Genomic DNA, 23,898 nt, shown 5'->3' on the forward strand with positions numbered 1-23,898 from the left:
CTCAGCAGGGGGTGAGGAACAGCCCGCAGAGGTGGGTCGGTGCCCCCTGGGCGACCGGTTGCTCGGCCGCGAGCTCCAGCAGCGTCGCCTGCAGCCGACGGGCCTGCTCCGGTCCCAGGGCCAGCGGCAGCCAGGTGAGCACCACCGCCGGGGCCGAGCCGGGCCGGGGGACGGGGTCCCCGGGCAGCCAGCGGGTCCCGGCCGGGGCGACCGACAGGCGCAGACCGCCCCCTGTCACCGGGCCGCCCTCCTCGCCGTGGTGCACCAGAAGGTCCCAGGTCAGCAGACCGTGCTGCAGCGCCGCCCGCGACAGGGCCTGCAGGAAGGGGCGGCGTCCCGCGGCGTCCACCTGGTCGAAGACCGCCGTCACGTCCGCCTCCGGCAGCAGGTCCAGCGAGCCGCGCAGCACCGACGGGGCGGTCCAACTGATCACCGCCCGTCCGGAGTGCTCGCGGCGAGCGACCTCGCGCAGCACCCCGAGCCGGTGCAGCCGGGTCACGTGGTGGGCCGTGCGCTCGGTGGTCCACCCCAGCTCGGCGGCTGCGCGGGCGGTCTCGACCGACCGTCCGCAGAAGACCGCCAAGACCTGACGGGTGCGCGCGTCGAGCAGGGCCCGGACGGCGGCCACGTCGTGCAGCCGCACCTCGTCCGCGGGCCCGGAAGACGATGGCGAGGCGGTCGGCGTGCTCATGGTGGTGCTCCCTCGCTCGGCGGTTGCGTCGGGCCGTGACGTTAGGGCCGCCCGACTCAGGGCGCTCCCTCCCGGGCTGAGTCGGGGGCGACGCAGCCTGCCCCTCATGACGATCACCACACCGCGTCCCACCACCGGCCTCTCCGTCGTGCTCGGCCACCACCTCGTCGCCGGCCTCGCCGTCCTGCTCCCGTGGCTCCTCCTGCTGACCGCCCTCCCCCGGGCGGGCGGGCCACCGGTCGCGTTCCTGCTCCTCGTCGTGGGGCTGGTGCTCCCGGTGGTCGCCACACTGCTGCTGCGACACCGGCTGCGGGTCGAAGGACTGCTCACCAGGAGGGGTCCGACCCCGACCGACCGGGCGCGGATCCGTGCCCGCCTCGGCCTGGTCCGCCCTGCTCGCGGGCAAGGTCTCCGGCTCGGCCTGACCGCCCTCCTGGCCGGGATGGTGCTGCCCGTCGTCGGACTCCCCGTGGAGGACGTCCTGCGCCGGCTCGGATGGTTCTCGGCGTGGCCCTCGGCGGGCGTTCCCGCGACCGGTGGCACGGAGCACCGCGCGTCGCTGCTCGTGCTCTGGGTGCTGGTGGCGGTGCTGCTCGGACCGGTCGTGGAGGAGGTGCTGTTCCGGGGGCTGCTCCAACCGCTGCTGCCCGGCGGGTTGTGGGGGCGCGTCGTGGGCGGCAGCGCCCTATTCGCCGCCTACCACCTGTGGCAGCCCGCCGCCTGGGTGACCGTGTGGGCGGCCACCCTGCCGCTGGCCTGGCTGCGGGAGCGGACGGGTTCCACCTGGCCGTCGGTGGGCGTCCACGTCACCGTCAACGCTCTGGCCCTGGGGCTGCTCCTGGTCGGTGGGCTGGACCGGTGAGCACACCGTCGGGTGGGCCCTCGACGACGGTGCCCGGTGGCAGCACCCTGGGTCCATGAGCCTCGTGGTGACCGCCGCCGGACCGGGTTCCTTCGCCGACGTGGCGACCATGGTCGGCCCGAAGCGGCCCGACGCGAACGTCTGCTGGTGCCTCAGCTACCGCATCCCCTCGAAGGAGAACCAGGCGCTGGCCGGCCCCGCGCGCGGGGAGCGGGTCCGGGCGCTGCTGGCGCAGGACGTCCCGCCCGGGGTGCTCGCCCACGACGGCGAGGACGTGGTCGGCTGGGCGGGCATCCACCCGCGCTCGGCCACGACGTTCGCCCGCAACCGACGGATCCCGCACGTCGACGACCTCGACGTGTGGTCGCTCTGGTGCGTCCGGGTCCGGCCGGGCCACCGCGGCCGGGGGATCGCGCACGCGCTCGTGCGCGGGGCCGTCGAGGTCGCCCGCGAGCACGGCGCCCCCGCGGTCGAGGCCTACCCCGTCGACAACGAGGGCAGGCGGGTCAACCTGACGATGGCCTACGTGGGCACCCGGAAGCTGTTCGAGGCCAACGGTTTCGAGTTCGTCACCACCACCACGTCCGTGCTGGACGGGTTCCCCCGCGTGCTGCTGCGCCACGACCTGCGCTGAGCCGGCAGAGCGGTGCGTCGGCGCCCGGGGGTGCGGTCTTCCCCGACCCGTCGTTCAGTGGACCTCGTCGGGTCGCACGATCCGGCGAACGCGGGCGGGGGGACGACGTGCAGCCGCACGGGACGACGGGAGGCCCCGTCGAGGGGCGCGGAGGGCGGCCCCGGTTCGATCTCGAACCGGGCGAGGGCCTGGACGCCGCGCGACGGGCGCGGGCGGCCCTGCGCCACTACTGCGCCGAGCTCCGGCTGCCCGCCCCGACCGTCGACGTCGTCCTGCTGCTGGCCAGCGAGCTGGTGACCAACGCGGTCGTGCATGGCGCCGGTCCCGTGCGGGTCACCGTCGAGCCGGCCGCGGGGGAGGTGCATGTGCGGGTGAGCGACCACGGCTCGGGCGCCCTCGTCCTGCGTCAGGCCGGGCCCGCCGCCACCGGGGGCCGCGGGTTGCGGCTCGTCGAGGCGCTGTCCTCGGACTGGGGTCGCGACGTCGCCGCCGGCACGACGACGGTGTGGTGCCGGATCCCGACCGGCGTCTGAGCCGCGCGGCCCCGGACGAGAAGAAGCCCGTCGAGCGGGCCGTCGGGCCTGCTCGCGGGCTTCGTCCGTGATCGTGGGTGCCCCCGGCAGGACTCGAACCTGCGCACACGGCTCCGGAGGCCGATGCTCTATCCGCTGAGCTACGGGGGCTTGGTCGAACGTCGAGAACACTACCAGCGCACGGCCGCGCCCCCGACCACCCGCCCCGGGCGCGGGTCCCGCAGGGCGCGCGGAGAGCGGCTGCGCCCCCGGTAGTCTGGTCTCTCGTGACCCCCGACCAGCTCTCCGAGGCGCTCAAGGCCGCCCTGACCGCCGCCGTCGAGGCGGGCGAGGTGTCGCTGGCGGCGGCCGACCTGCCCGCCGAGGTGCGGGTGGAGCGCCCGAAGAACCGGGAGCACGGGGACTGGGCCACCAACGTCGCCCTCCAGGTCGCCAAGAAGGCGCAGATGCCGCCGCGGGCCGTGGCCGACGTGGTCGCCGCCCGGTTGCGCGCCGTCGCCGGCGTGAAGGCGGTCGACGTCGCCGGGCCGGGCTTCCTCAACGTGACCCTGGACGCGGCGGCGGCCGGCGAGCTGGCCCGCACCATCGTCGAGGCGGGGGCGGCCTACGGACGCGGTGCGGCGGCGGCCGGGCAGAAGATCAACCTCGAGTTCGTCTCGGCCAACCCGACCGGCCCCATCCACCTCGGGGGCACCCGCTGGGCCGCGGTCGGCGACTCGCTCGCCCGCCTGCTGCAGGCGTCGGGGGCCGAGGTCACCCGCGAGTACTACTTCAACGACCACGGCGCCCAGATCGACCGTTTCGCGCGGTCGCTGATGGCTCGTGCGCACGACGAGCCCGCGCCCGAGGACGGCTACGGCGGGCAGTACATCGCCGACATCGCCGCCCAGGTCATCGCCCAGGAGCCGGACGTGCTGTCGCGGCCCCCGGCCGAGCAGCAGGAGACGTTCCGGCGTGTCGGCGTGGAGCTGATGTTCGCCGAGATCCGGACCAGCCTGGCCGACTTCGGCGTCGAGTTCGACGTGTACTTCCACGAGGACTCCCTGCACACCTCCGGCGCGGTCGGGCGCGCGGTCGAGAAGCTGCGCGACCTCGGCCGCATCTACACCGCCGACGGAGCGACCTGGTTGCGCACCAGCGACTTCGGTGACGACAAGGACCGCGTCGTCGTCAAGTCCGACGGGAACCCCGCCTACATCTCCGGCGACCTCGCCTACTACCTGGACAAGCGCGAGCGCGGGTTCGACCGGTGCGTGCTCATGCTCGGCGCCGACCACCACGGCTACATCGGCCGGATGATGGCGATGTGCGCCGCGTTCGGTGACGAGCCGGGCGTGAACCTCGAGATCCTCATCGGGCAGCTGGTGAACCTCGTCCGCGAGGGCACCCCGGTCCGCATGTCGAAGCGGGCCGGGACCGTCGTGACGATGGAGGACCTCGTCTCCGCCGTCGGGGTCGACGCGGCCCGCTACGCCCTGGTGCGCTCCAGCGTCGACCAGCAGATCGACATCGACCTGGACCTGCTCACCAGGCGCAGCAACGACAATCCCGTCTACTACGTGCAGTACGCGCACGCCCGCACGGCCAACGTGGCGGTCAACGCCGAGGGCGCCGGCGTGCGCCGCGCGGACGCGTTCGATCCCTCGCTGCTCACCGACGAGACGGAGTCGCTGCTGCTGGCGGCGCTGGCCGAGTACCCGGCCGTCGTCGCCCGGGCCGCGGAACTGCGTGAGCCGCACCGGGTCGCGCGCTACCTCGAGGAACTCTCGGGCCGGTTCCACAAGTTCTACGACGCCTGCCGCATCACCCCGCGGGCCGACGACGAGGTGTCCGACGTGCACCGCACCCGCCTGTGGGTGAGCGACGCCACGCGGCAGGTCCTGGCCTCGGGCCTGGGGCTGCTCGGGGTCTCGGCCCCGGACCGCATGTGACCGCCGGACGAGCACGACGGAGCTGAGACGACGAGATGGCCCATTCCCACGAGGCGGGCGCCCTGCACGCCCCCCACAACGGGGCGACCGCCGTCGTCCCCGCCTGGCTGACCCCGCCGGCGGACGTCAACGAACTCCTCCCGCAGCTGTGGGCCCGCACCGTCACCCGCGGTGCCGACGGCTCGCTGCAGGTCGGCGGCATCGCGGTCGCCGAGCTCGTGGAGCAGTTCGGCACGCCGTTGTACGTGCTGGACGAGGAGGACTTCCGGGCCCGGGCCGCGCAGTTCCGCGACGCGTTCGCGACCGCGTTCGCCGACCTCTGCGGCGGGGCCGACGTCTACTACGCGGCGAAGAGTTTCATCGCCACCGGGGTGGCCCGCTGGATCTCCGAGGACGGTCTGAACCTCGACACCGCCAGCGGTGGGGAACTCGCGCTGGGACTGCGCGGCGGGGTGCCGGGGGAGCGGATCGCGCTGCACGGCAACAACAAGTCCCGTTCGGAGATCCACGCGGCGTTGACCGCCGGGGTCGGGCGGATCGTGCTGGACTCCCTCGGCGAGATCGACCTGGTCGCCGACGTGGCCCGCGAGCTGGACGTCGTGGCCCCCGTCTTCATCCGGGTCACCGTCGGGGTCGAGGCGCACACGCACTCCTACATCGCGACCGCCCACGAGGACCAGAAGTTCGGGCTGTCCCTGGCCGGGGGCCAGGCGCTGACCGCCGTCGAGGCCGTCCTGGCCCGGCCCGAGCTGTCGCTGCGCGGGCTGCACAGCCACATCGGGTCGCAGATCTTCGACCTGGGCGGGTTCGAGGTGTCGGCCCGACGGCTGCTCGAGCTTCACGCCCGCATCGAGCACTCCTACGGCGTCACCCTCCCCGAGATCGACCTGGGCGGGGGTTTCGGCATGGCCTACACCTCCGAGCACACCCCGTTGGCGCCGGAGCGGATCGCGACGAGGCTCGCCGAGATCGTCGCGCGCGAGTGCCTGGTCCAGGGCGTGGCCGTGCCCAAGGTGTCCGTCGAGCCCGGCCGGGCGATCTCGGGTCCCTCGACCTTCACGCTCTACGAGGTCGGTGCGGTCAAGGACGTCGCGCTGGAGGGCGGCACCTCGCGGCGCTACGTCTCCGTCGACGGGGGGATGAGCGACAACATCCGCACGGCCCTCTACGACGCCGACTACTCCGCGACGCTGGCCTCGCGCGCCTCGCAGGCCCCCGGGGTGCTCTCCCGCGTCGTGGGCAAGCACTGCGAGAGCGGCGACGTCGTCGTGAAGGACGAGTTCCTGCCGTCCGACGCCGGGGCCGGTGACCTCCTGGCCGTGCCCGGGACGGGCGCCTACTGCCGGAGCATGGCCAGCAACTACAACCAGGTGCCGCGTCCGGCCGTCGTCGCCGTGCGCGACGGGGTGGCCCGGTTGCTGGTGCGGCGCGAGACGCCCGAGGACCTGCTGGCGCTGGACGCGGGCTGAGCGTGATCCGACGGAGGTCGTCGGGGTGAGAGGGTTGGCGGACATGACGACGAACGGTGAGGGGACGACTGCGGTGAAGCCGCTGAAGGTCGCGCTGCTGGGCTGCGGTGTGGTGGGGACCGAGGTCGCCCGCGCGCTGACGACGAACGCGGCGGACTTCGCCGCCCGGGTCGGAGCCCCCCTGGAGCTCATCGGCATCGCCGTGCGACGGCTGGGGCGCGAGCGCGACCTCGACGTCGACCCCGCGCTGTTCACCACCGACGCCGAGGACCTGGTCACCCGGGCCGACATCGTCGTGGAGGTCATCGGCGGGATCGAGCCCGCCCGGTCGCTGATGCTGCGGGCCATGGAGCACGGGGCCGGCGTGGTCACCGCCAACAAGGCGCTGCTGGCCGCCGACGGCCCGACCCTCTACGAGGCCGCCGCCCGGCACGGCGTCGACCTGTACTACGAGGCCTCCGTGGCCGGGGCGATCCCGCTGCTGCGCCCGATCCGCGAGTCGCTGGCGGGGGACCAGATCGAGCGCGTGCTCGGGATCGTCAACGGCACGACGAACTACATGCTCGACAAGATGGACTCGACCGGGCAGAGCTTCGCCGACGCCCTCGAGCAGGCGCAGGCCCTGGGTTACGCCGAGGCCGACCCGACCGCCGACGTCGACGGCTTCGACGCCGCCGCCAAGGCCGCGATCCTCGCCTCGCTGGCGTTCCACACGCGGGTCAGCCTCGACGACGTCCACCGCGAGGGGATCTCCGAGGTCTCCTCCGCCGACGTGCTCGCCGCCCAGCAGCAGGGCTGCGTCATCAAGCTGCTCTCGATCTGCGAGCGCTCCCGCACCGCCGACGGCGCCGAGGCCGTCAGCGTGCGCGTGCACCCGGCCATGCTGCCGCTGGACCACCAGCTGGCCTCGGTCCGCGAGGCGTTCAACGCCGTCTTCGTCGAGGCGACCGGCGCCGGGCAGCTCATGTTCTACGGCCCCGGGGCCGGCGGGCAGCCGACCGCCAGTGCCGTGCTGGGCGACGTCGTCGCCGTGGCCCGCCACCGCCGGGCCGGCGGACGGGGCCCGGGGGAGTACGCCTACGCCGAGCTCCCCGTGCTGCCCATGGCCGACACGGTGACGCGCTACCACGTGCGGCTCGACGTGGCCGACCGTCCGGGCGTCCTGGCCCAGGTCGCCGGGGTCTTCGCCGCGCACGACGTCTCGATCGAGACGGTGCAGCAGCGCCAGGTCACCGGCGACGACGGCGTCGACCGGGCCGTCCTGGTCGTCACGACGCACGCCGCGACCGACGCGGCGCTCTCGACCACGGTCGAGGAACTGCAGAAGCTGGACAGCGTGGACTCCGTCGCCGGTGTCATGCGGGTCGAGGGCACGGATTCGAGGGGAGCCTGACATGGCGCACGTGTGGCGTGGACTGATCGAGGAGTACCGGGACCGTCTGCCGGTCAGCGCGACCACGCCGGTGGTCACCCTGCACGAGGGCGGCACGCCGCTGGTGCCCGCGCGAGCGCTCTCCGAGCTCACCGGGTGCGAGGTGCTGCTCAAGGTCGAGGGCTGCAACCCCACCGGGTCCTTCAAGGACCGCGGCATGACGATGGCGATGTCGAGGGCTGCCGAGAACGGGGCCAAGGCGGTCATCTGCGCCTCCACCGGCAACACCTCGGCGTCCGCGGCGGCCTACGCGACGGCGGCGGGGATCCGCTGCGCCGTGCTCGTGCCGGACGGCAAGATCGCCATGGGCAAGCTGTCCCAGGCGGTCGCGCACGGGGCGACCCTGCTGCAGGTCGACGGCAACTTCGACGACTGCCTGACCCAGGCCCGCAAGCTGGCCGAGGCCTACCCGGTCGAGCTGGTGAACTCGGTGAACCCCTACCGCATCGAGGGTCAGAAGACCGGGGCCTTCGAGGTCGTCGACGTCCTCGGCGACGCCCCCGACATCCACTGCCTGCCGGTGGGCAACGCGGGCAACATCACGGCCTACTGGAAGGGCTACACGGAGTACGCGGCCGACGGCGTGGCCTCGCGCACGCCGCGCATGTGGGGTTTCCAGGCCGCCGGTGCCGCGCCCATCGTCAAGGGCCACCCCGTCGACGAGCCGGAGACGATCGCCACGGCGATCCGGATCGGGCACCCGGCCTCCTGGACGGGTGCGACGACCGCCCGTGACGACTCCGGGGGGCGCATCGACGCCGTCACCGACGAACAGATCCTCGAGGCGCACCGCTGGTTGTCGGCCAAGGAGGGCGTGTTCGTCGAGCCCGCCTCCGCCGCCGGGGCGGCCGGGCTGCTGGCCGCCGCCCGCGCCGGTGAGCTCGACCGCGGTCAGAAGATCGTCATCACGGTGACCGGCCACGGTCTGAAGGACCCGCAGTGGGCCTTGGAGCTGGCCGCCCCCGACGGGTCCCGTCGGCCGGTCGCACCGGTCCGGGTCCAGCCCGACGCCGTGACGATCGCCCGGGCGCTCGGCATGGAGGTCTGACCATCACCGCTCCCGGACCCTCGGCCGGCGGGGTCACGCCGGTCGACCTGCACCGCACCGCCGCGGTCCCGCTGCCGTCGGGCCTGGCCGTCGAGGTGTCGGTGCCCGCCACGAGCGCCAACCTCGGCCCCGGGTTCGACTCCTTCGGCCTGGCCCTGGAGCTGCGCGACGTCGTGCAGGCCCGGACCGGGGCCGAGGGCACCCGCATCGAGGTGCACGGCGAGGGGGCCGGCAAGGTCCCGGCCGACGCGCGGCACCTGGTGGCCCGGGTCGTCCGCGAGGAGCTCGCCGCGGCCGGGTTCAGTGCGCCCGGTCTGGAACTGGTGTGCCGCAACGTGATCCCGCACGGTCGCGGGCTCGGTTCGTCGGCCTCGGCGATCGTCGCCGGGCTGGCCGCGGCGCGCGCGCTGCTCACCGCCGCGGGGGTCGTCGACGAGGACGACGCGCAGACCCGCGACCGGGTGCTGCGCGAGGCCACCCGGTGGGAGGGGCACCCCGACAACGCCGCCCCGGCGGTCGTCGGTGGGTTCACGATCGCCTGGAGCGCGCACGACGACGCGCACCCCGGCCGGCCCGGGCACCCCGGTGCCGTCCACGCCGTGCGGCTCGGCGTGCACCCCGACGTGCGCGCGGTCGTCTGCGTCCCCGACACCGAGCTCGCGACGTCGCGGGCGCGCGCGTTGCTGCCGGCGACGGTGCCGCACGCCGACGCGGCCCTCACCGCCGGGCGGGCCGGTCTGCTCGTCCACGCGCTCACCGCCGACCCGGACCTGCTCCTGGAGGCGACCGTGGAACGGTTGCACCAGGCCCAGCGGGCGCCGGCGATGCCGGACACCGCACAGTTGCTGGACCGGTTGCGCCGCAGCGGTCTCGCGGCCGTCGTCTCCGGGGCCGGACCGAGCGCGCTGGTGCTGGCCCCGGCCGCGCGGGCCGCTGAGGTCGCCGGTCTGGCCGGGCCGGGATGGCGCGTGCTCGACCTGCCCATCGCGACCGACGGGGTACGCGCACGGGTCCTGGACTGAGGTGGTCCGGGACACGCGCGACTGCTCCACCCGGGGTACGGGCGGGCGTTCGAGGTCGAGCCGTGTACCATTCCAGGAAGCACCCCACCGATGGGCCGCTCGGGATTGACCTCGGCCACCTACATCGACATTCGTAGGCGGTTCGCGTTCCGGTTCGCACGGCTTCCCGTCACGGGTGCACACCCACGCTCAGCCTGAGCCCTGCCGTCACGGCGTTCGTCAGGCCTTTCCGTGGTTTTCCGCAGACCGCCCGATCCTCGGGCGGACATCGCGACTGTGCCCATCTGACGGCCGGTCGCTGACGAGGGGGAAGGACCTTCGTGACCGACACCACCGACATCTCCGCCGACGCCGGTACCGCGGCGCCGCGCCGCACCGGCAGCCTCTCCGCGCTGCGGTTGCCCCAGTTGCAGGCCCTGGCGGCGGAGCTCGGCATCTCCGGCACCGGCCGGATGCGCAAGGTCGACCTGCTCGCGGCGATCCGCGACCACCAGGCCGGCGTCCCGTCCCGTCCGGCCGCGCCCGCCGCCGCCGCGCCCGTCGACACCGCGCCCGCCGACGCCGCGCCCGTCACCGGTACGGACGCGCCCACGGAGGCCCCGGCCCGCCGCCCGCGCCGGGCCTCGGCCCCCGTCGGCGCCCCCGCCGCCGAGGTGCCCGCGCAGCGCTCCGAGGACGGCCAGGCCTCCGCCGCCGAAGCGACCGCGCAGCCTGCCGCCCAGCCGGCCACGCCGCCGGCCGAGGAGTCCCCGGCGCCCGCCCCCGTGGCGGAGGAGACCGCCGCGTCGGACGCCTCGACGCCGACGATCCCCACCCTCGACGACTTCACCAAGGCCCGGGTGGACCGGCCGGAGCGCGGCGAGCGCCCCGACCGTTCCGAGCGCCCGTCGCGGCGCGAACGGGCCCGCCGTGAGCGGGTCCGCGAACCCGACCAGCAGGTCGAGCTGCCGTCCATGCCGGTGCGCGAGCCCCAGCAGCGCGACGGGGCCGAGGGCGCCGCCGAGGGGCGGGCCCCCCGGCAGGACCGCTCCGAGCGGGGCGAGGGTCAGCGCGAGCGCGGCGACAACCAGCGCACCGACCGCAACGAGCAGCGGAACGACCGCAGCGACCAGCGCGGTGACCAGCGCAACGAGCAGCGCGGCAACGACCAGCGCAACGACCGTGGCCCTCGCCACGACGACGACGAGGACGGTGGCCGTCGCGGTCGCCGCAACCGCTACCGCGACCGCAAGGGCCGTCGCGGCCCCGGCGGTGGTGCGCCCGAGATCGACGAACAGATCAACGACGACGACGTGCTCCTGCCCGTCGCCGGGATCCTCGACGTGCTCGACAACTACGCGTTCATCCGGACCTCGGGCTACCTGGCCGGTCAGAACGACGTCTACGTCTCCCTCGGGCAGGTCAAGAAGAACCACCTCCGTCCCGGGGACGCGGTCACGGGTGCGGTGCGCCAGCCCCGGGAGGGCGAGCAGTCCAACCAGCGGCAGAAGTTCAACGCGCTGGTGCGCGTGGACACCGTCAACGGCGCCCCGGCCGACCAGGCCCGCAACCGTCCGGACTTCACCAAGCTGACGCCCCTGTACCCGCAGGAGCGGCTGCGGCTGGAGACCGAGCCCAACGTCCTGACCACGCGGATCATCGACCTGATGTCGCCGCTCGGGAAGGGGCAGCGCGGTCTGATCGTGGCTCCGCCCAAGGCGGGCAAGACGATGGTCATGCAGGCCATCGCCAACGCGATCACGACGAACAACCCCGAGTGCCACCTCATGGTCGTGCTGGTCGACGAGCGGCCCGAAGAGGTCACCGACATGCAGCGCACGATCAAGGGCGAGGTCATCGCCTCGACGTTCGACCGTCCGGCGGCCGACCACACCGCGGTCGCCGAGCTGGCGATCGAGCGGGCCAAGCGCCTCGTGGAGCTCGGCAACGACGTCGTCGTGCTCCTCGACTCCCTCACCCGGCTCTCGCGGGCGTACAACATCTCGGCCCCGGCCAGCGGCCGCATCCTCTCGGGCGGGGTCGACGCCTCGGCGCTGTACCCGCCGAAGCGGTTCTTCGGCGCGGCCCGCAACGTCGAGAACGGTGGGTCGCTGACCATCCTGGCCTCGGCCCTGGTCGAGACCGGCTCCAAGGCCGACGAGGTCATCTTCGAGGAGTTCAAGGGCACGGGGAACATGGAGGTGCGGCTGTCGCGCCAGCTGGCCGACAAGCGCATCTTCCCCGCGGTCGACGTCCCGGCCTCGGGCACGCGCCGCGAGGAGATCCTCATGTCGCGCGAGGAGCTGCAGACCGTCTGGAAGCTGCGTCGCGTCGTCACCGCGCTCGACGCGCAGGCCGCCATCGAGCTGCTGCTGGACCGCCTCAAGAAGACCCGCAGCAACCTGGAGTTCCTGGTCCAGGTGCAGAAGTCCACGCCGCTGGTCAACAAGGACGGCGACGACTGAGTCGTCCCGCCGTCGACCTCCGCGGACGCCGCGGGCCCGGAATGTCCACCGGGCCCGCGGCGTTCCGGAGTGGGTCAGCTCCTGTGGGAGACTGGCCGAAGCCATCAGGAACCGGCTCACGCCGTGAGTCCCTCGTCCGCGAGGGGGCGACCCGGATCCGCCCGGAGCATCGAGGAGAGTCATGAAGGCCGATATCCACCCGAACTACGTCGAGACCCAGGTCACCTGCACCTGCGGAGCGACGTTCACCACGCGCAGCACCTCGCCCAGCGGTGAGCTGAAGGCCGACGTCTGCAGCGCCTGCCACCCGTTCTACACGGGCAAGCAGAAGATCCTGGACACCGGTGGCCGCGTGGCTCGCTTCCAGCAGCGGTACGGCAAGAAGGCCGCCAAGTAGGACCCCCTGTCGGCGCCGGCTCCCTCCTGGGAGCCGGCGCCGTCGCTTTTCCCACCCCCACCCTTCCTTGATCACGGGGAGGTGGGAGGTCGAGTCCCCGAGGAGGACGGACGTGTTCGAGGCCGTCTCGCCGTTGCTGGGCGAGCACGCCGAGCTGGAGCAGCGCCTGGCCGACCCCGCGGTCCACGCCGACGCGGGTCTGGCCCGTCGGCTGGGACGCCGGTACGCCGAGCTCGGCGCGGTGGTCGAGGCGCACGCGACCTGGCGCGCGGCCACGGACGACCTGGAGGCGGCCCACGAGCTGGCGTCGGAGGACCCGGAACTGGCCGCCGAGGTGCCCGCGTTGCAGGCGGCGGCCGACGAGGCGGCCGAGCGGTTGCGGCGCCTCCTCCTGCCCCGCGACCCCGACGACTCCCGCGACGTGATCCTCGAGGTCAAGGCCGGGGAGGGGGGTGAGGAGTCGGCCCTGTTCGCCGGGGACCTCCTGCGCATGTACCTGCGCTACGCCGAGCAGCGCGGATGGGGCACCGAGGTCCTCGACTCCACCGAGTCCGACCTGGGCGGCTACAAGAACATCTCGGTGGCGGTGAAGTCGCGGACGCTCAGTCCGGAGGGGGTCTGGCACTTCCTCAAGTACGAGGGCGGCGTGCACCGCGTCCAGCGCGTGCCGGTGACCGAGTCGCAGGGGCGGGTCCACACCTCCGCGGTGGGGGTCCTCGTCCTGCCCGAGGTCGAGGAGGTCGACGTCGAGGTCGACCCGAACGACCTGCGCATCGACGTGTTCCGCTCGTCCGGCCCGGGGGGGCAGTCGGTCAACACGACCGACTCCGCCGTGCGGATCACGCACCTGCCGACCGGCATCGTCGTGTCCTGCCAGAACGAGAAGTCGCAGCTGCAGAACCGTGAGCAGGCCCTGCGCATCCTGCGGGCCCGCCTGCACGCCGCCGCCCAGGAGGCGGCCGAGGCCCAGGCGTCGGCGGCCCGCCGGTCGCAGGTCCGCACGGTCGACCGCTCGGAACGGATCCGGACCTACAACTACGGCGAGAACCGGATCGCCGACCACCGCACGGGGTTCAAGGCCTACAACCTCGACCAGGTCCTCGACGGGGCGCTCGACCCGGTGGTCCGGTCCTGCATCGACCTCGACGAGCAGTCCCAGCTGGAGTCCGTCTCGACGTCGTAACTACGTAACCTTTGCACGATCTACGTTCATCCGTAGTATGAGGTGATGGACGAGGAACGCTGGTCCCTGCTCGAGAAGCGCATCGCGGCGCTCGAGGCCGCCCGCGCCGACACGGCCGCCGTCACCGACCACGAGGCCTTCTGGGCCCTGCGGGGCGTGAAGGAGCGCTCCGACGGGCGGTCCGTCCTGCTCTGGACGGGCGCCGTCGACCTGCCCGGCGGGGAGCGCTACGAGTGGCAGGAGGCGGCGGACGCCGCAAGCGTGCTCGACGCCGACCCGACCGTGGCCGTGGCGGCGCTCTCCGCCCTGGCCCATCCGGTACGGCTCGGACTGCTGCTGAAGGTGCTGCAGGGCAGGCGGACCGTCACCGAGCTGGGGGAGGGGCTGGGCACGTCGGGCCAGCTCTACCACCACCTGCGGCAGCTGACCGAGGCCGGTTGGCTCGACGCCGTCGGGCGCGGCACCTACGCCGTCCCGGGCGCGCGGGTCGTCCCCCTGCTGACCCTGCTGGCGACCGCCGGGCTCCGGTGACGGCGATGCCCGCCACCCCCGCCCCTGCCGGCACGACGGCCCGGACCGAGACCGGTCCCACCCCGACGACCCCGCCCCGCGCACGACGCCTGGCGCTGGTCGCGGCGCTCGTCGCCGCCGTGCTGACCGCCCTGCTGTGGCTGCCCCGACCGCCGAGCCTCGGCCCCGAGGTCTCCGGCGACGCCGACCTCGCGGCGCGGGCGCGGACGGCATCGGCGGGGCTCGACCTGCAGGGTCTCGCCGTCGCCACCGGCTCGCGCGGGGGGCCGGTCCGCACCGCGGCCCTCGGCGCCGCCGACGCCCGCCCGGACTCCCGACGTGCCATGACGGCCGGCACACCGCAGGAGATCGGTTCCGTCACCAAGTCCCTCACGGGGCTGCTGCTGGCCGACGCGGTCGCCCGCGGTGAGGTCGAGGCCACGACGACGTTGGGGGAGATCTACCCGGACGCCGGTCTCGACGCCGGACTCGCCACGGTGACCCTCGACGAGCTCGCCACCCACCGCAGCGGTCTCGGGGTGGTCGGCGGTCGGCGCGCCCTCGGGGTCGTGGCGGCGAACCTGTCCCAGGGCAACCCCTACCGCGGCCAGACCCCCGCCTCGGTGCTGCAGGAGGCGCAGCAGTTCCAGCTGGGCGGCGGGACCCGGGGCGAGTTCACCTACTCCAACCTCGGCTACGCCCTGCTCGGGCACGCCCTCGCCGAGGTCGCCGGCATCCCCTACCCGGACCTGCTGCGGCAGCGGGTCCTCGACCCGCTGGGCATGGGCGCCACCCTCGTCGACCCCGACCCCCGGCCCGCCGGGCACGCCCACGAGGTCGACGCCGCCGGGCGCGACGTCGCCGACTGGCGCTCGGCGGGGTCGGCCCCGGCGGGGACCGGGGTGTGGTCGACCGCCGAGGACCTGGGTCGACTGATGGCCGCGGTGGCCGCGGGGACCGCTCCCGGGCAGGACGCGGTCCGCCCCCGGGGCCCGTGGCAGGGAGGGGAGAGCGGCAGCGGCTGGGGGTTCTTCAGGGCCGAGGTCCAGGGCCGGACGCTGCTCCTCAACAACGGTGCCACGGCCGGTGGCGTCTCCTCCGTGGCGCTGGACCCGGCCACGGGAGACTGGGTGGCCCTCACCGCCCCCTCGGCCGTCGAGTCCCAGACGATCGCGTTCCGCCTGCTCGGGTTGGACGTCGCCCCGCCGACGACGGCGCAGCGGCTGCTGACCCTGCCCGTGGGGGTGACCCTGGGCCTGGTCCTGGTGGCCGTGCTCGCCGCGCTCCGGCACGGTCTGCGGCCGCGGATCGCCCCGTCGGCCACCCGGCTGGGCGTCCTCGACGGGGTCCTGGGCCAGGTCCTGCTGGTCGCGCTGCTCGCCGGGATCGGGGCCTGGGCCGTCGTCCCCCCGGGTCTGTTCGCGGTCGCGGTCGGCGCCGCGACCTTCTCCGCCGTCGTCCACCTCGCCCGGTGGCGGGTCCTGCCGGGGCCGTCCGGGGTCGTCCCGGTCGTCGGCACGGGCTTCAGCCTGCTGGTGAGCGTCGTTCTCCTCGCGCTCCTGCTGGGCGGGTGGCCCGGGTAGGCCGGACCGCGCTCGCGACCCCGTAGTGTCCCGGGCGTGCCGAGCGAGTCCGCCTCCGACGTCCGATCCCTGCTGGAGGCGGCCACCGCGACGCTGGCCGCGGCCGGGGTGCCCACCCCGCGGGTCGACGCCGAGGTGCTGCTCGCCCACGACCTCGGCCTCGACCGGTCCCGGCTGAGCGCCCTGCAGGTGATGCGGACGCCGGTCACCCCGGTCCGGTTCTCCGAGCTGCTCGCGCTGCGGGCCGACCGGATCCCGTTGCAGCACCTCACCGGGGTCGCGGGCTTCCGCGGACTCACGCTGCGGGTCGGGCCCGGGGTCTTCGTCCCCCGCCCGGAGACCGAGACGGTGGCCCAGCTCGCGCTGGACGCCGCCCGCGCGGTCCGGCGGGAGGCCGGCCCGGTCGTGGTCGACCTCTGCACCGGTTCGGGGGCCATCGCGCTGGCCGTCGCCACCGAGCTGCCCGGGGCCCGCGTGCACGCCGTCGAGCTGGACCCGCTGGCCCACGCGTGGGCCCGGCGCAACGTGGACGAGCACGCCGAGCGTCTGGACGTGCCCCTCGACCTGCGCCTGGGGGACGCGGCGACGGCGTTCGAGGACCTCCGGGGTCAGGTGGACGTGGTGGTCAGCAACCCTCCGTACGTGCCACCGGGAGCGGTCCCGCAGGAGCGCGAGGTCGCCGAGCACGATCCAGAGCTGGCCCTCTACGGCGGCGGGGAGGACGGGCTCGCCGTGCCGCGGCGGGTCCTGCGTCGCGCCGCGACGCTGCTGCGTCCCGGCGGGTACGTCGTCCTGGAGCACGCCGAGGTCCAGGCCGGCAGCGCCCGGGCCATGTTCGTCGCGGCCGGGGGATGGACGGAGATCACGGGGCACCGCGACCTCACCGACCGTCCCCGCGCGACCTCGGCGCGTCGGGCCGGGTCGGCGGGGGAGGGCTGACCGGGGAGTCGCGGTCCGGGCCGGTCGTGGCGGTGGGAGACTCCTCGGTGTGAGGCCCCCCTTCAACTGTGCCGACGCCCAGGAACGCGACCGCGGGCTCGCGGCCGCGCACAGCGCCGTCCAGCGTGGCGAGGTCGTCGTGCTGCCCACCGACACCGTCTACGGCATCGGTGCCGACGCCTTCTCCCCGGCCGCGGTGACCAAGCTGCTCGAGGCCAAGGGCCGCGGCCGGGCGATGCCCCCGCCGGTCCTGGTGCCGGAGGTGCGCACCGTCGACGGTCTGGCCTCGGCCATCCCGTTCGCCGTGCGCGAGCTCATGGACGCGTTCTGGCCGGGAGCCCTCACCATCGTGTGCCGGGCCCAGCCGTCGTTGACCTGGGACCTCGGGGACACCCGCGGCACGGTCGCGCTGCGGATGCCGCTGCACCCGGTCGCCCTCGAACTGCTGCGCAAGACCGGGCCGATGGCCGTCTCCAGCGCGAACCTGTCGGGGCGTCCGGCCGCGACGACCGTCGCGGAGGCCGTCGAGCAGCTCGGGGACTCCGTGCGGATCTACCTCGACGGCGGGCCCAGCCCGCGCGGGGAGGCCTCGACCATCGTCGACGCCTCCGACGGCGGGCTGCGCATCCTGCGGGTGGGGGCGCTGAGCGAGGCGACCCTGCGCGCGGCCGTCCCGAAGGGTTGGGCCGACCCGGACCCGGCCGAGGAACCCGCCGCCGACGGCGGGACCGATGCCGGACCCGACTCCGAACCCGGACCCGACTCCGAACCCGCCGCCGGACCCGTGTCCGCGGGCGAGACGACCCCGCGACCCCCCGCCTGAGCCGTGCGGGCCTACCTGCTCGTCATCGTCGTCGCGGCCGCCGTGACGTACCTGACGACGCCCGTGGTGCGCCGGCTGGCCCAACGGGTGGGCGCGGTGACCCCGGTCCGCGACCGTGACGTGCACACCGTGCCCATCCCGCGGATGGGGGGCGTGGCGATGCTCCTGGGGCTCGGTGCGGCCCTGCTGGTGGCCAGCCGGACCCCCTTCCTGCAGCGGGTCTTCGACACCGACCCGGGGCCGCTGTGGGTGCTGGTCGGCGCGTTCCTGGTCTGCGCCCTCGGGGTCGCCGACGACATCGTCACCCTCGACGCCATCACCAAGCTCGCGGGCCAGGTGATCGCCGCCGGGATCATGGGCTGGCAGGGCGTCAGCCTGCTCTCGCTCCCCATCGGCGGGGTCACCCTGCTGAGCTCGCAGACGATGATGCTGATCACCGTGCTGGTCGTGCTGGTGACCATCAACGCCGTGAACTTCGTCGACGGTCTCGACGGCCTCGCCGCGGGCATCGTCGGGATCGGCGCCATCGCGTTCTTCCTCTACTCCTACGCGCTGCAGCGCGGGCAGGCGCCCGACGACTACTCCTCGCTGGCGACCCTCATCGCGGCGGCCACCGTGGGCTGCTGCCTGGGTTTCCTGCCGCACAACTCCCACCCGGCCCGCATCTTCATGGGCGACTCCGGGTCGATGATGCTGGGTCTGCTGCTGGCGTCCTCGACGATCGCCGCGACGAGCACGGTGGACCCCGAGGTGGTGTCCTCGGAACGGATCGCCCCGGCGTTCTTCCCGCTGCTGCTGCCCATCGCGGTGCTGCTGATCCCGTTGGGAGACATGCTGCTCGCGATCGTGCGCCGGACGCGGGAGGGCAAGGCGTTCTGGCACCCGGACAAGAAGCACCTGCACCACCGGCTCCTGCAGATGGGCCACTCGCACCGGGTCGCCGTGCTGGTCATGTACTCGTGGGCGGCGTTCCTGAGTTTCGGGGCCGCGAGTTCGGCGTTCCTGCCGCTCCCGCAGGCGCTGGCCGTGGCGTCCGGGGCCGGCTGCCTGATCGCGCTGTTCACCTTCGGGCCCCTGCTGCTGCGCCGGCGCCGTGGGGCCACCGCGGCCGGACCGGTCCCGACCTCGTCCGGGACGGACGGGGTGGGCACCGCGTCCGGGGAGGTCGCCCCCGACGAGGCCCCGACGCCGAGCGGCAGCGGGGCGACGTGACCCCTCTCTCACCTTCTACGTCCTGTAGGAGATGCCGCTCGTGATAGTTTTCACGAGGCCTTCCCGGGGTGCTCGCCGCAGCCCCCCGAGGCCCCGCCGACGAGCCGAATCCCTTCGGACGACCCGCCGACGACAGGAAGCAGCAGACGTGACCAGCAACGGTGCAGGAAGCCAGGCCGACGCGGCCTTCGGCATCCTGCTCCGCCGCGCCAGCGCGGTGGCCGCCGTGATCGCCGTGGTCTGCGCCCTGGTGGCCGGGATCTGGCAGGGACCCGCCGTGGGGCTGTCCGCGCTCCTCGGTGGCGCCATCGTCATCGCGTTCTTCGGGGCCCGCCTCGTCGTCATGGGCCGGGTCGCCCGGTCCAACCCGCACCTGGTGATGATCACCGCGCTGCTGGTCTACACGGTCAAGGTGGTCCTGCTCGGGATCGCGATGGTCGCCCTGACGCGGATCGACGCGATCGACGGTCCGGCCCTCGGGCTGACCGTCATCGTCACCGCCGTGGCCTGGTTGGCCGCCGAGCTGCGCGGGTTCGTCAAGCTGCGGATCCCGGTGTTCATGACCGACGGCCCCGGGACGAAGGGGTCGCGGTGAGCCTGCACGACGCCGCCCGCGCCCCGCGCGTGGCCCGACCCGACCGCGCCTCCGAACTCACCGAGTCGGTCGCCTGGAGCATCACCTCCTACCTGATCGTCGGCGCCGGCCTCGGTGCCCTTGCCGGGTGGGGGGTCGACCGGCTCATCGGCACCGGCTTCGTCGTCGGCATCGGACTCGTCGTCGGCAAGGCGCTGACCCTGTACTACCTGTGGCTCCGGTACGGTACGCACGACCGCGCGCCGCACCAGCGAGACCCGAAGACCAGTTCGACGGGCGGCGCGCCGCCCCGCACCCACGATGACGTTCGTCCGGAGGAGTTGACGTGAGCCTGGCCAGTCTGGCCGCCGCCGGCGGGGAGACCTTCAACAGCCCCGACCAAGGCATCTTCTGGCAGCCGCTCATCGGGGACGGAGCGCTCGCGATCACGCGGCCCGCCATCGTCTTCATGTTGGCGACGCCGCTCATCATCTGGCTGCTGCTGGCCGGTTCGCGCCGCCTGGCCGTCGTCCCCGGCAAGCGCCAGATGGCGATGGAGGCGGTGTACGGCTTCGTCCGCAACACCATCGCCCGCGACATCATCGGCAGCCGCGACTTCCTGCGGTTCGTGCCCCTGCTGCTGACGCTGTTCTCGATCATCCTCGTGAACAACCTGTTCGGGGTCATCCCGCCGATCCAGTACCCGACGATGAGCCGGTACGCGTTCCCGGTGGCGCTGACGATCTTCGTCTACCTGACCTACCACTACGTCGGGATCAAGCGGAAGGGTCTCGGGGGCTACCTGGGCAACCTGGTCCCGCACGGTCTGCCGAAACCCATCGTGCCGTTCGTGTGGCTGCTGGAGTTCCTCTCCATCATCGTCATCCAGCCGGTGACCTTGTCGCTGCGGCTGTTCGGCAACATGTTCGCGGGCCACCTCATCCTGGTGCTCTTCATCTCCGGTGCGGAGTACTTCCTGATCCACGGCGGCATCGGCCTCAAGCTGCTGTCGGTCCCGACGTTCGGCATGGCGTTCGCGCTGACCCTGTTCGAGCTGTTCGTCGAGTTCCTGCAGGCCTACGTGTTCACCATGCTGGCCGCGACGTTCATCGCCGCGGCGCTCTCCGACGAGCACTGACCACCACCCCGCAAGTCCCCCCACAAACCCCGGTCCGCGGACGAGCGCACCGGCAACGAAAGGAATGCAGCGCATGACTGGCTCCCTCGCCATCGTCGGCTACGGCCTCTCCGCGATCGGCCCCGGCATCGGTATCGGCCTCATCTTCGCCGCCTACATCAACGGTGTGGCCCGTCAGCCCGAGGCCCGCGGCATGCTGCAGTCGATCGCCATCCTCGGCTTCGTCCTCGCGGAAGCGCTCGCCATCTTCGGTATCGCCCTCGCGTTCGTCTTCCAGGGCTGACGCAGGCCGCGACCGCCGACTTGATCGATAGCCCGAAGGAGGAACCGTGCTGAATGCCCTCGCCACCGTCGTGGTGGAAGAAGAGGCGTCGGGCGACACGCTGTACCCGATCATCCCCCACACCGGGGAGCTGATCGTCGGCATCATCTTCGCGATCATCATCTGGATCGTCGTCGCGAAGAAGGTCGTGCCGCGCCTCGAGGCCATGTACGAGGAGCGTCGCGCCGCCATCGAGGGCAACGTCGAGAAGGCGGAGAAGGCCCAGGCCGAGGCCCAGGCCGCGCTCGAGGAGTACAAGAAGCAGCTCGCGGACGCGCGCGGTGAGGCCAACCGCATCCGCGAGGAGGCCCGCCAGCAGGGTGCGGCGATCGTGGCGGAGATGCGGGAGCAGGCGCAGGCCGAGGCCGACCGCATCACCACCTCGGCGCGGCACACCATCGAGGCGGAGCGCCAGCAGGCCACCCAGCAGCTGCGCGCCGAGGTGGGTCGTCTCGCGACCGACCTGGCCTCGCGCATCGTCGGTGAGTCCCTGCACGACTCCACCCGTCAGAGCGGCGTCGTGGACCGGTTCCTCGCCGACCTGGAGCGTTCCGAGGCCGGGGCCGGGCAGCGATGAGCAGCCTGGACTCGGGCGCGGCGCGGGCGAGCTACGCCCGCGCCGCCGAGGTCCTCGACACCCAGCTCGTCGGGGCCGACGCGGGCCGCACCGGGGAGGACCTGTTCGCGGTCACCTCGCTGCTGGACGACTCGGTCAGCCTGCGTCGCACGCTGACCGACCCCTCCCGCGAGGGGTCGGGCAAGGCGGACCTCGTCCGTCGGGCGCTGGCGGGCAAGATCTCGCCGGCGGCGCTGGAGACGGTCGCGGCCCTGGCCGCGGGTCGCTGGACCGCCACCCGCGACATCGCCGACGCCTGCGAGCGGCTGGCGGTCACCGCCGTCGTCGTCCAGGCCGAGCGCAACGGTCGCGGCGAGGCGCTGGAGGACGAGCTCTTCCGCTTCGCCCGCCTCGTGGCCGGCAACGCCGGGCTGCGCGACGCGCTGGCCGACCGCACCTCGCCGACCACCTCGCGGACCGATCTGGTCTCGCGGCTGCTCGTCGAGCGGGCCGGCCCGGAGACGGTGCAGCTCGCTCGTCGGGTCGCCCTGGCCCCGCGCGGTCTGCGGGCCGAGCGGGCCCTGGAGGACTACGTCGAGATCGCGGCGGAACGTCGTCGGCAGCTGGTCGCGCACGTCGTGACCGCGCAGCCGTTGACCCACGAGCAGCACGAGCGGCTCGCCGCGGGCCTCGCCCGGCAGTACGGGCGCGCCGTCCGGCTCAACGTGGACGTGCAGCCCGAGCTGATCGGCGGTCTGCGCGTGAGCATCGGTGACGACGTCATCGACGGCTCCATCAGCAACCGGTTGGACGAGGCCCGCCGCCGGCTCGCCGGCTGAGCAGGCCCCCGACCCGGCCCGCCCCCGCAGACCGTGGGGGAGACTGGGCCGACACGCAGTGAGTACAGCAGTGAGCAGCACCCTCGAGAGCAAGACCGATGAAGGAGAGCAGGGGCACCCCATGGCCGAGCTGACCATCCGCCCGGAGGAGATCCGGGACGCGCTCGACGCCTTCGTGGCGTCGTACGACCCGGGCAACGCGGCGCGCGAAGAGGTCGGGCGCGTGACCGAGGCCGGCGACGGCATCGCGCGCGTCGAGGGCCTGCCCTCGGTCATGGCGAACGAGCTGCTGCGCTTCGCCGACGGCACCCTGGGCCTGGCCCAGAACCTCGACGTCCGCGAGATCGGCGTCGTCGTCCTCGGTGAGTACGGCGGCATCGAGGAGGGCCAGGAGGTCCACCGCACGGGCGAGGTCCTCTCCGTCCCCGTCGGCGACGGCTTCCTCGGTCGCGTGGTCGACCCGCTGGGCCAGCCGATCGACGGCCTCGGCGACATCGAGGCGGAGACCCGCCGCGCCCTGGAGCTGCAGGCCCCCACGGTCGTGCAGCGCCAGGAGGTCCGCGAGCCGCTGCAGACCGGCATCAAGGCCATCGACGCGATGATCCCGATCGGGCGCGGTCAGCGTCAGCTCATCATCGGCGACCGTCAGACCGGCAAGACCGCCATCGCGATCGACACCATCCTCAACCAGCGCGAGAACTGGAAGAGCGGCGACCCGAAGCAGCAGGTCCGCTGCATCTACGTCGCGATCGGTCAGAAGGGCTCCACCATCGCCGCCGTGAAGCGGTCGCTGGAGGAGGCCGGTGCCATGGAGTACACGACCATCGTCGCGGCTCCCGCCTCCGACCCGGCCGGCTTCAAGTACCTCGCCCCCTACACCGGCTCGGCCATCGGCCAGCACTGGATGTACGCCGGCAAGCACGTCCTGATCATCTTCGACGACCTGTCCAAGCAGGCCGAGGCCTACCGCGCCGTGTCGCTGCTGCTGCGTCGTCCGCCAGGCCGCGAGGCCTACCCCGGTGACGTCTTCTACCTGCACTCCCGTCTGCTGGAGCGTTGCGCGAAGCTGTCCGACGAGCTCGGCGCCGGGTCGATGACGGGTCTGCCGTTCATCGAGACCAAGGGCAACGACGTCTCGGCGTACATCCCGACCAACGTCATCTCGATCACCGACGGCCAGATCTTCCTGCAGTCGGACCTGTTCAACGCCAACCAGCGCCCCGCGATCGACGTCGGTATCTCGGTGTCCCGCGTCGGCGGTGCCGCGCAGACCAAGGCGATCAAGGGCATCTCCGGGACGCTGAAGCTGACGCTGGCGCAGTACCGGTCGATGGAGGCGTTCGCGATGTTCGCCTCCGACCTCGACCAGGCCTCGCGCAACCAGCTCGCTCGTGGTGCGCGTCTGGTCGAGCTGCTCAAGCAGCCGCAGTACACGCCGTTCTCGCTGGACGAGCAGGTCGTCTCGATCTGGGCCGGCACCACCGGTCAGCTCGACTCCGTGGCCGTCGGTGACATCTCCCGCTTCGAGCGCGAGTTCCTCGACTACCTCAAGCGCGAGCACGCCGACCTGATGAACGGGATCCGGGAGAGCAAGCAGTTCTCCGACGGGGCCAAGGACGAGCTGCAGAAGGCCATCGACGCCTTCAAGCCGCAGTTCGGCTCCTCCGAGGACGAGGTCCCGGCCGACGCCGACCACGGCAAGACCGACGAGGACGACGTCTCCCAGGAGCAGATCACCACCCGCAAGCGCTGAGCG

At 73.4% G+C, this 23,898-nt stretch carries 24 protein-coding genes and 1 tRNA gene; 23 read left to right on the plus strand and 2 right to left on the minus strand.

The genetic code is table 11. The features are described 5' to 3' along the window. Position 1: 1 nt before the first annotated feature. Positions 2 to 691 carry a hypothetical protein gene (locus ACFFKU_RS05470; RefSeq protein ID WP_380136317.1) on the minus strand — a complete coding sequence of 230 codons (690 nt, stop codon included), beginning with the start codon at positions 689 to 691 and terminating at the stop codon, positions 2 to 4. A gap of 106 nt (positions 692 to 797) precedes the next feature. Here ACFFKU_RS05470 and ACFFKU_RS05475 point away from each other — a divergent pair, with 106 nt between their 5' ends. From ACFFKU_RS05475 to ACFFKU_RS05485, 3 genes are all read left to right on the plus strand, one after another. Next, positions 798 to 1,553: a CPBP family intramembrane glutamic endopeptidase gene (locus tag ACFFKU_RS05475; protein WP_380136319.1), complete on the plus strand. Its 756-nt coding sequence runs from the start codon at positions 798 to 800 to the stop codon at positions 1,551 to 1,553. 55 nt (positions 1,554 to 1,608) lie between these two features. Further along, a complete protein-coding gene (locus tag ACFFKU_RS05480) occupies positions 1,609 to 2,187 on the plus strand; it encodes a GNAT family N-acetyltransferase (protein WP_380136320.1) in 579 nt (192 codons plus the stop codon). 107 nt (positions 2,188 to 2,294) lie between these two features. Beyond that, a complete protein-coding gene (locus ACFFKU_RS05485; protein ID WP_380136322.1) occupies positions 2,295 to 2,720 on the plus strand; it encodes an ATP-binding protein in 426 nt (141 codons plus the stop codon). A gap of 78 nt (positions 2,721 to 2,798) precedes the next feature. Here the strand turns inward: ACFFKU_RS05485 and ACFFKU_RS05490 are convergent. Beyond that, positions 2,799 to 2,870 (minus strand) — tRNA-Arg (locus ACFFKU_RS05490). Between the two features lie 116 nt (positions 2,871 to 2,986). On the opposite strand from ACFFKU_RS05490, the gene argS reads away from it, so the two are divergent. From argS to atpA, 20 genes are all read left to right on the plus strand, one after another. Then, positions 2,987 to 4,651, plus strand: coding sequence for an arginine--tRNA ligase (gene argS / locus ACFFKU_RS05495; protein WP_380136323.1), 1,665 nt, complete (start codon positions 2,987 to 2,989; stop codon positions 4,649 to 4,651). Between the two features lie 35 nt (positions 4,652 to 4,686). After that, positions 4,687 to 6,120 carry a diaminopimelate decarboxylase gene (lysA, locus tag ACFFKU_RS05500; protein ID WP_380136325.1) on the plus strand — a complete coding sequence of 478 codons (1,434 nt, stop codon included), beginning with the start codon at positions 4,687 to 4,689 and terminating at the stop codon, positions 6,118 to 6,120. A 43-nt stretch (positions 6,121 to 6,163) separates the two neighbouring features. Continuing rightward, positions 6,164 to 7,513 carry a homoserine dehydrogenase gene (locus ACFFKU_RS05505; RefSeq protein ID WP_380136327.1) on the plus strand — a complete coding sequence of 450 codons (1,350 nt, stop codon included), beginning with the start codon at positions 6,164 to 6,166 and terminating at the stop codon, positions 7,511 to 7,513. A 1-nt stretch (position 7,514) separates the two neighbouring features. Next, the gene (thrC, locus tag ACFFKU_RS05510) at positions 7,515 to 8,600 is read left to right on the plus strand and encodes a threonine synthase (RefSeq protein WP_380136329.1); all 1,086 of its coding nucleotides are present in this window, start codon (positions 7,515 to 7,517) and stop codon (positions 8,598 to 8,600) included. A 101-nt stretch (positions 8,601 to 8,701) separates the two neighbouring features. Continuing rightward, positions 8,702 to 9,622: a homoserine kinase gene (thrB, locus tag ACFFKU_RS05515; protein ID WP_380136330.1), complete on the plus strand. Its 921-nt coding sequence runs from the start codon at positions 8,702 to 8,704 to the stop codon at positions 9,620 to 9,622. A gap of 320 nt (positions 9,623 to 9,942) precedes the next feature. Continuing rightward, a complete protein-coding gene (rho, locus tag ACFFKU_RS05520; protein ID WP_380136332.1) occupies positions 9,943 to 12,066 on the plus strand; it encodes a transcription termination factor Rho in 2,124 nt (707 codons plus the stop codon). Positions 12,067 to 12,247: 181 nt separating this feature from the next. Beyond that, positions 12,248 to 12,463 carry a 50S ribosomal protein L31 gene (rpmE, locus tag ACFFKU_RS05525; RefSeq protein WP_380136334.1) on the plus strand — a complete coding sequence of 72 codons (216 nt, stop codon included), beginning with the start codon at positions 12,248 to 12,250 and terminating at the stop codon, positions 12,461 to 12,463. 112 nt (positions 12,464 to 12,575) lie between these two features. After that, the gene (gene prfA, locus ACFFKU_RS05530; RefSeq protein WP_380136336.1) at positions 12,576 to 13,646 is read left to right on the plus strand and encodes a peptide chain release factor 1; all 1,071 of its coding nucleotides are present in this window, start codon (positions 12,576 to 12,578) and stop codon (positions 13,644 to 13,646) included. A 45-nt stretch (positions 13,647 to 13,691) separates the two neighbouring features. Next, the gene (locus ACFFKU_RS05535; protein WP_380136338.1) at positions 13,692 to 14,177 is read left to right on the plus strand and encodes an ArsR/SmtB family transcription factor; all 486 of its coding nucleotides are present in this window, start codon (positions 13,692 to 13,694) and stop codon (positions 14,175 to 14,177) included. A gap of 5 nt (positions 14,178 to 14,182) precedes the next feature. Continuing rightward, a complete protein-coding gene (locus tag ACFFKU_RS05540; RefSeq protein WP_380136340.1) occupies positions 14,183 to 15,739 on the plus strand; it encodes a serine hydrolase domain-containing protein in 1,557 nt (518 codons plus the stop codon). A gap of 36 nt (positions 15,740 to 15,775) precedes the next feature. Further along, positions 15,776 to 16,678: a peptide chain release factor N(5)-glutamine methyltransferase gene (gene prmC / locus ACFFKU_RS05545; RefSeq protein WP_380136341.1), complete on the plus strand. Its 903-nt coding sequence runs from the start codon at positions 15,776 to 15,778 to the stop codon at positions 16,676 to 16,678. Between the two features lie 49 nt (positions 16,679 to 16,727). Next, the gene (locus ACFFKU_RS05550; protein ID WP_380136343.1) at positions 16,728 to 17,501 is read left to right on the plus strand and encodes an L-threonylcarbamoyladenylate synthase; all 774 of its coding nucleotides are present in this window, start codon (positions 16,728 to 16,730) and stop codon (positions 17,499 to 17,501) included. A 3-nt stretch (positions 17,502 to 17,504) separates the two neighbouring features. Continuing rightward, positions 17,505 to 18,713 (plus strand): glycosyltransferase family 4 protein, encoded by a 1,209-nt coding sequence (locus tag ACFFKU_RS05555; RefSeq protein WP_380136345.1) that lies wholly within the window; start codon positions 17,505 to 17,507, stop codon positions 18,711 to 18,713. A 148-nt stretch (positions 18,714 to 18,861) separates the two neighbouring features. Beyond that, positions 18,862 to 19,308, plus strand: a complete 447-nt coding sequence (locus tag ACFFKU_RS05560) for a Cg1360 family ATP-synthase-associated protein (RefSeq protein WP_380136347.1) — start codon at positions 18,862 to 18,864, stop codon at positions 19,306 to 19,308. Then, a complete protein-coding gene (locus tag ACFFKU_RS05565; protein WP_380136349.1) occupies positions 19,305 to 19,637 on the plus strand; it encodes a hypothetical protein in 333 nt (110 codons plus the stop codon). Before ACFFKU_RS05560 ends, ACFFKU_RS05565 begins: the two co-directional genes overlap by 4 nt. Further along, a complete protein-coding gene (gene atpB / locus ACFFKU_RS05570; protein ID WP_380136350.1) occupies positions 19,634 to 20,425 on the plus strand; it encodes a F0F1 ATP synthase subunit A in 792 nt (263 codons plus the stop codon). The genes ACFFKU_RS05565 and atpB overlap by 4 nt, the downstream gene beginning before the upstream one ends. 73 nt (positions 20,426 to 20,498) lie before the next feature. Beyond that, the gene (atpE, locus tag ACFFKU_RS05575) at positions 20,499 to 20,708 is read left to right on the plus strand and encodes an ATP synthase F0 subunit C (protein WP_380136352.1); all 210 of its coding nucleotides are present in this window, start codon (positions 20,499 to 20,501) and stop codon (positions 20,706 to 20,708) included. A 46-nt stretch (positions 20,709 to 20,754) separates the two neighbouring features. Further along, positions 20,755 to 21,324, plus strand: a complete 570-nt coding sequence (locus tag ACFFKU_RS05580) for a F0F1 ATP synthase subunit B (protein WP_380136353.1) — start codon at positions 20,755 to 20,757, stop codon at positions 21,322 to 21,324. Then, on the plus strand, positions 21,321 to 22,142 hold the full coding sequence (locus tag ACFFKU_RS05585; protein ID WP_380136354.1) for a F0F1 ATP synthase subunit delta: 822 nt from the start codon (positions 21,321 to 21,323) through the stop codon (positions 22,140 to 22,142). Before ACFFKU_RS05580 ends, ACFFKU_RS05585 begins: the two co-directional genes overlap by 4 nt. Positions 22,143 to 22,263: 121 nt before the next feature. Then, positions 22,264 to 23,895, plus strand: coding sequence for a F0F1 ATP synthase subunit alpha (gene atpA, locus ACFFKU_RS05590; RefSeq protein WP_380136469.1), 1,632 nt, complete (start codon positions 22,264 to 22,266; stop codon positions 23,893 to 23,895). Positions 23,896 to 23,898: the final 3 nt, after the last annotated feature.

Origin of the sequence: Kineococcus gynurae, from assembly GCF_042433995.1 — a bacterium.
GTDB lineage: Bacteria > Actinomycetota > Actinomycetes > Actinomycetales > Kineococcaceae > Kineococcus > Kineococcus gynurae.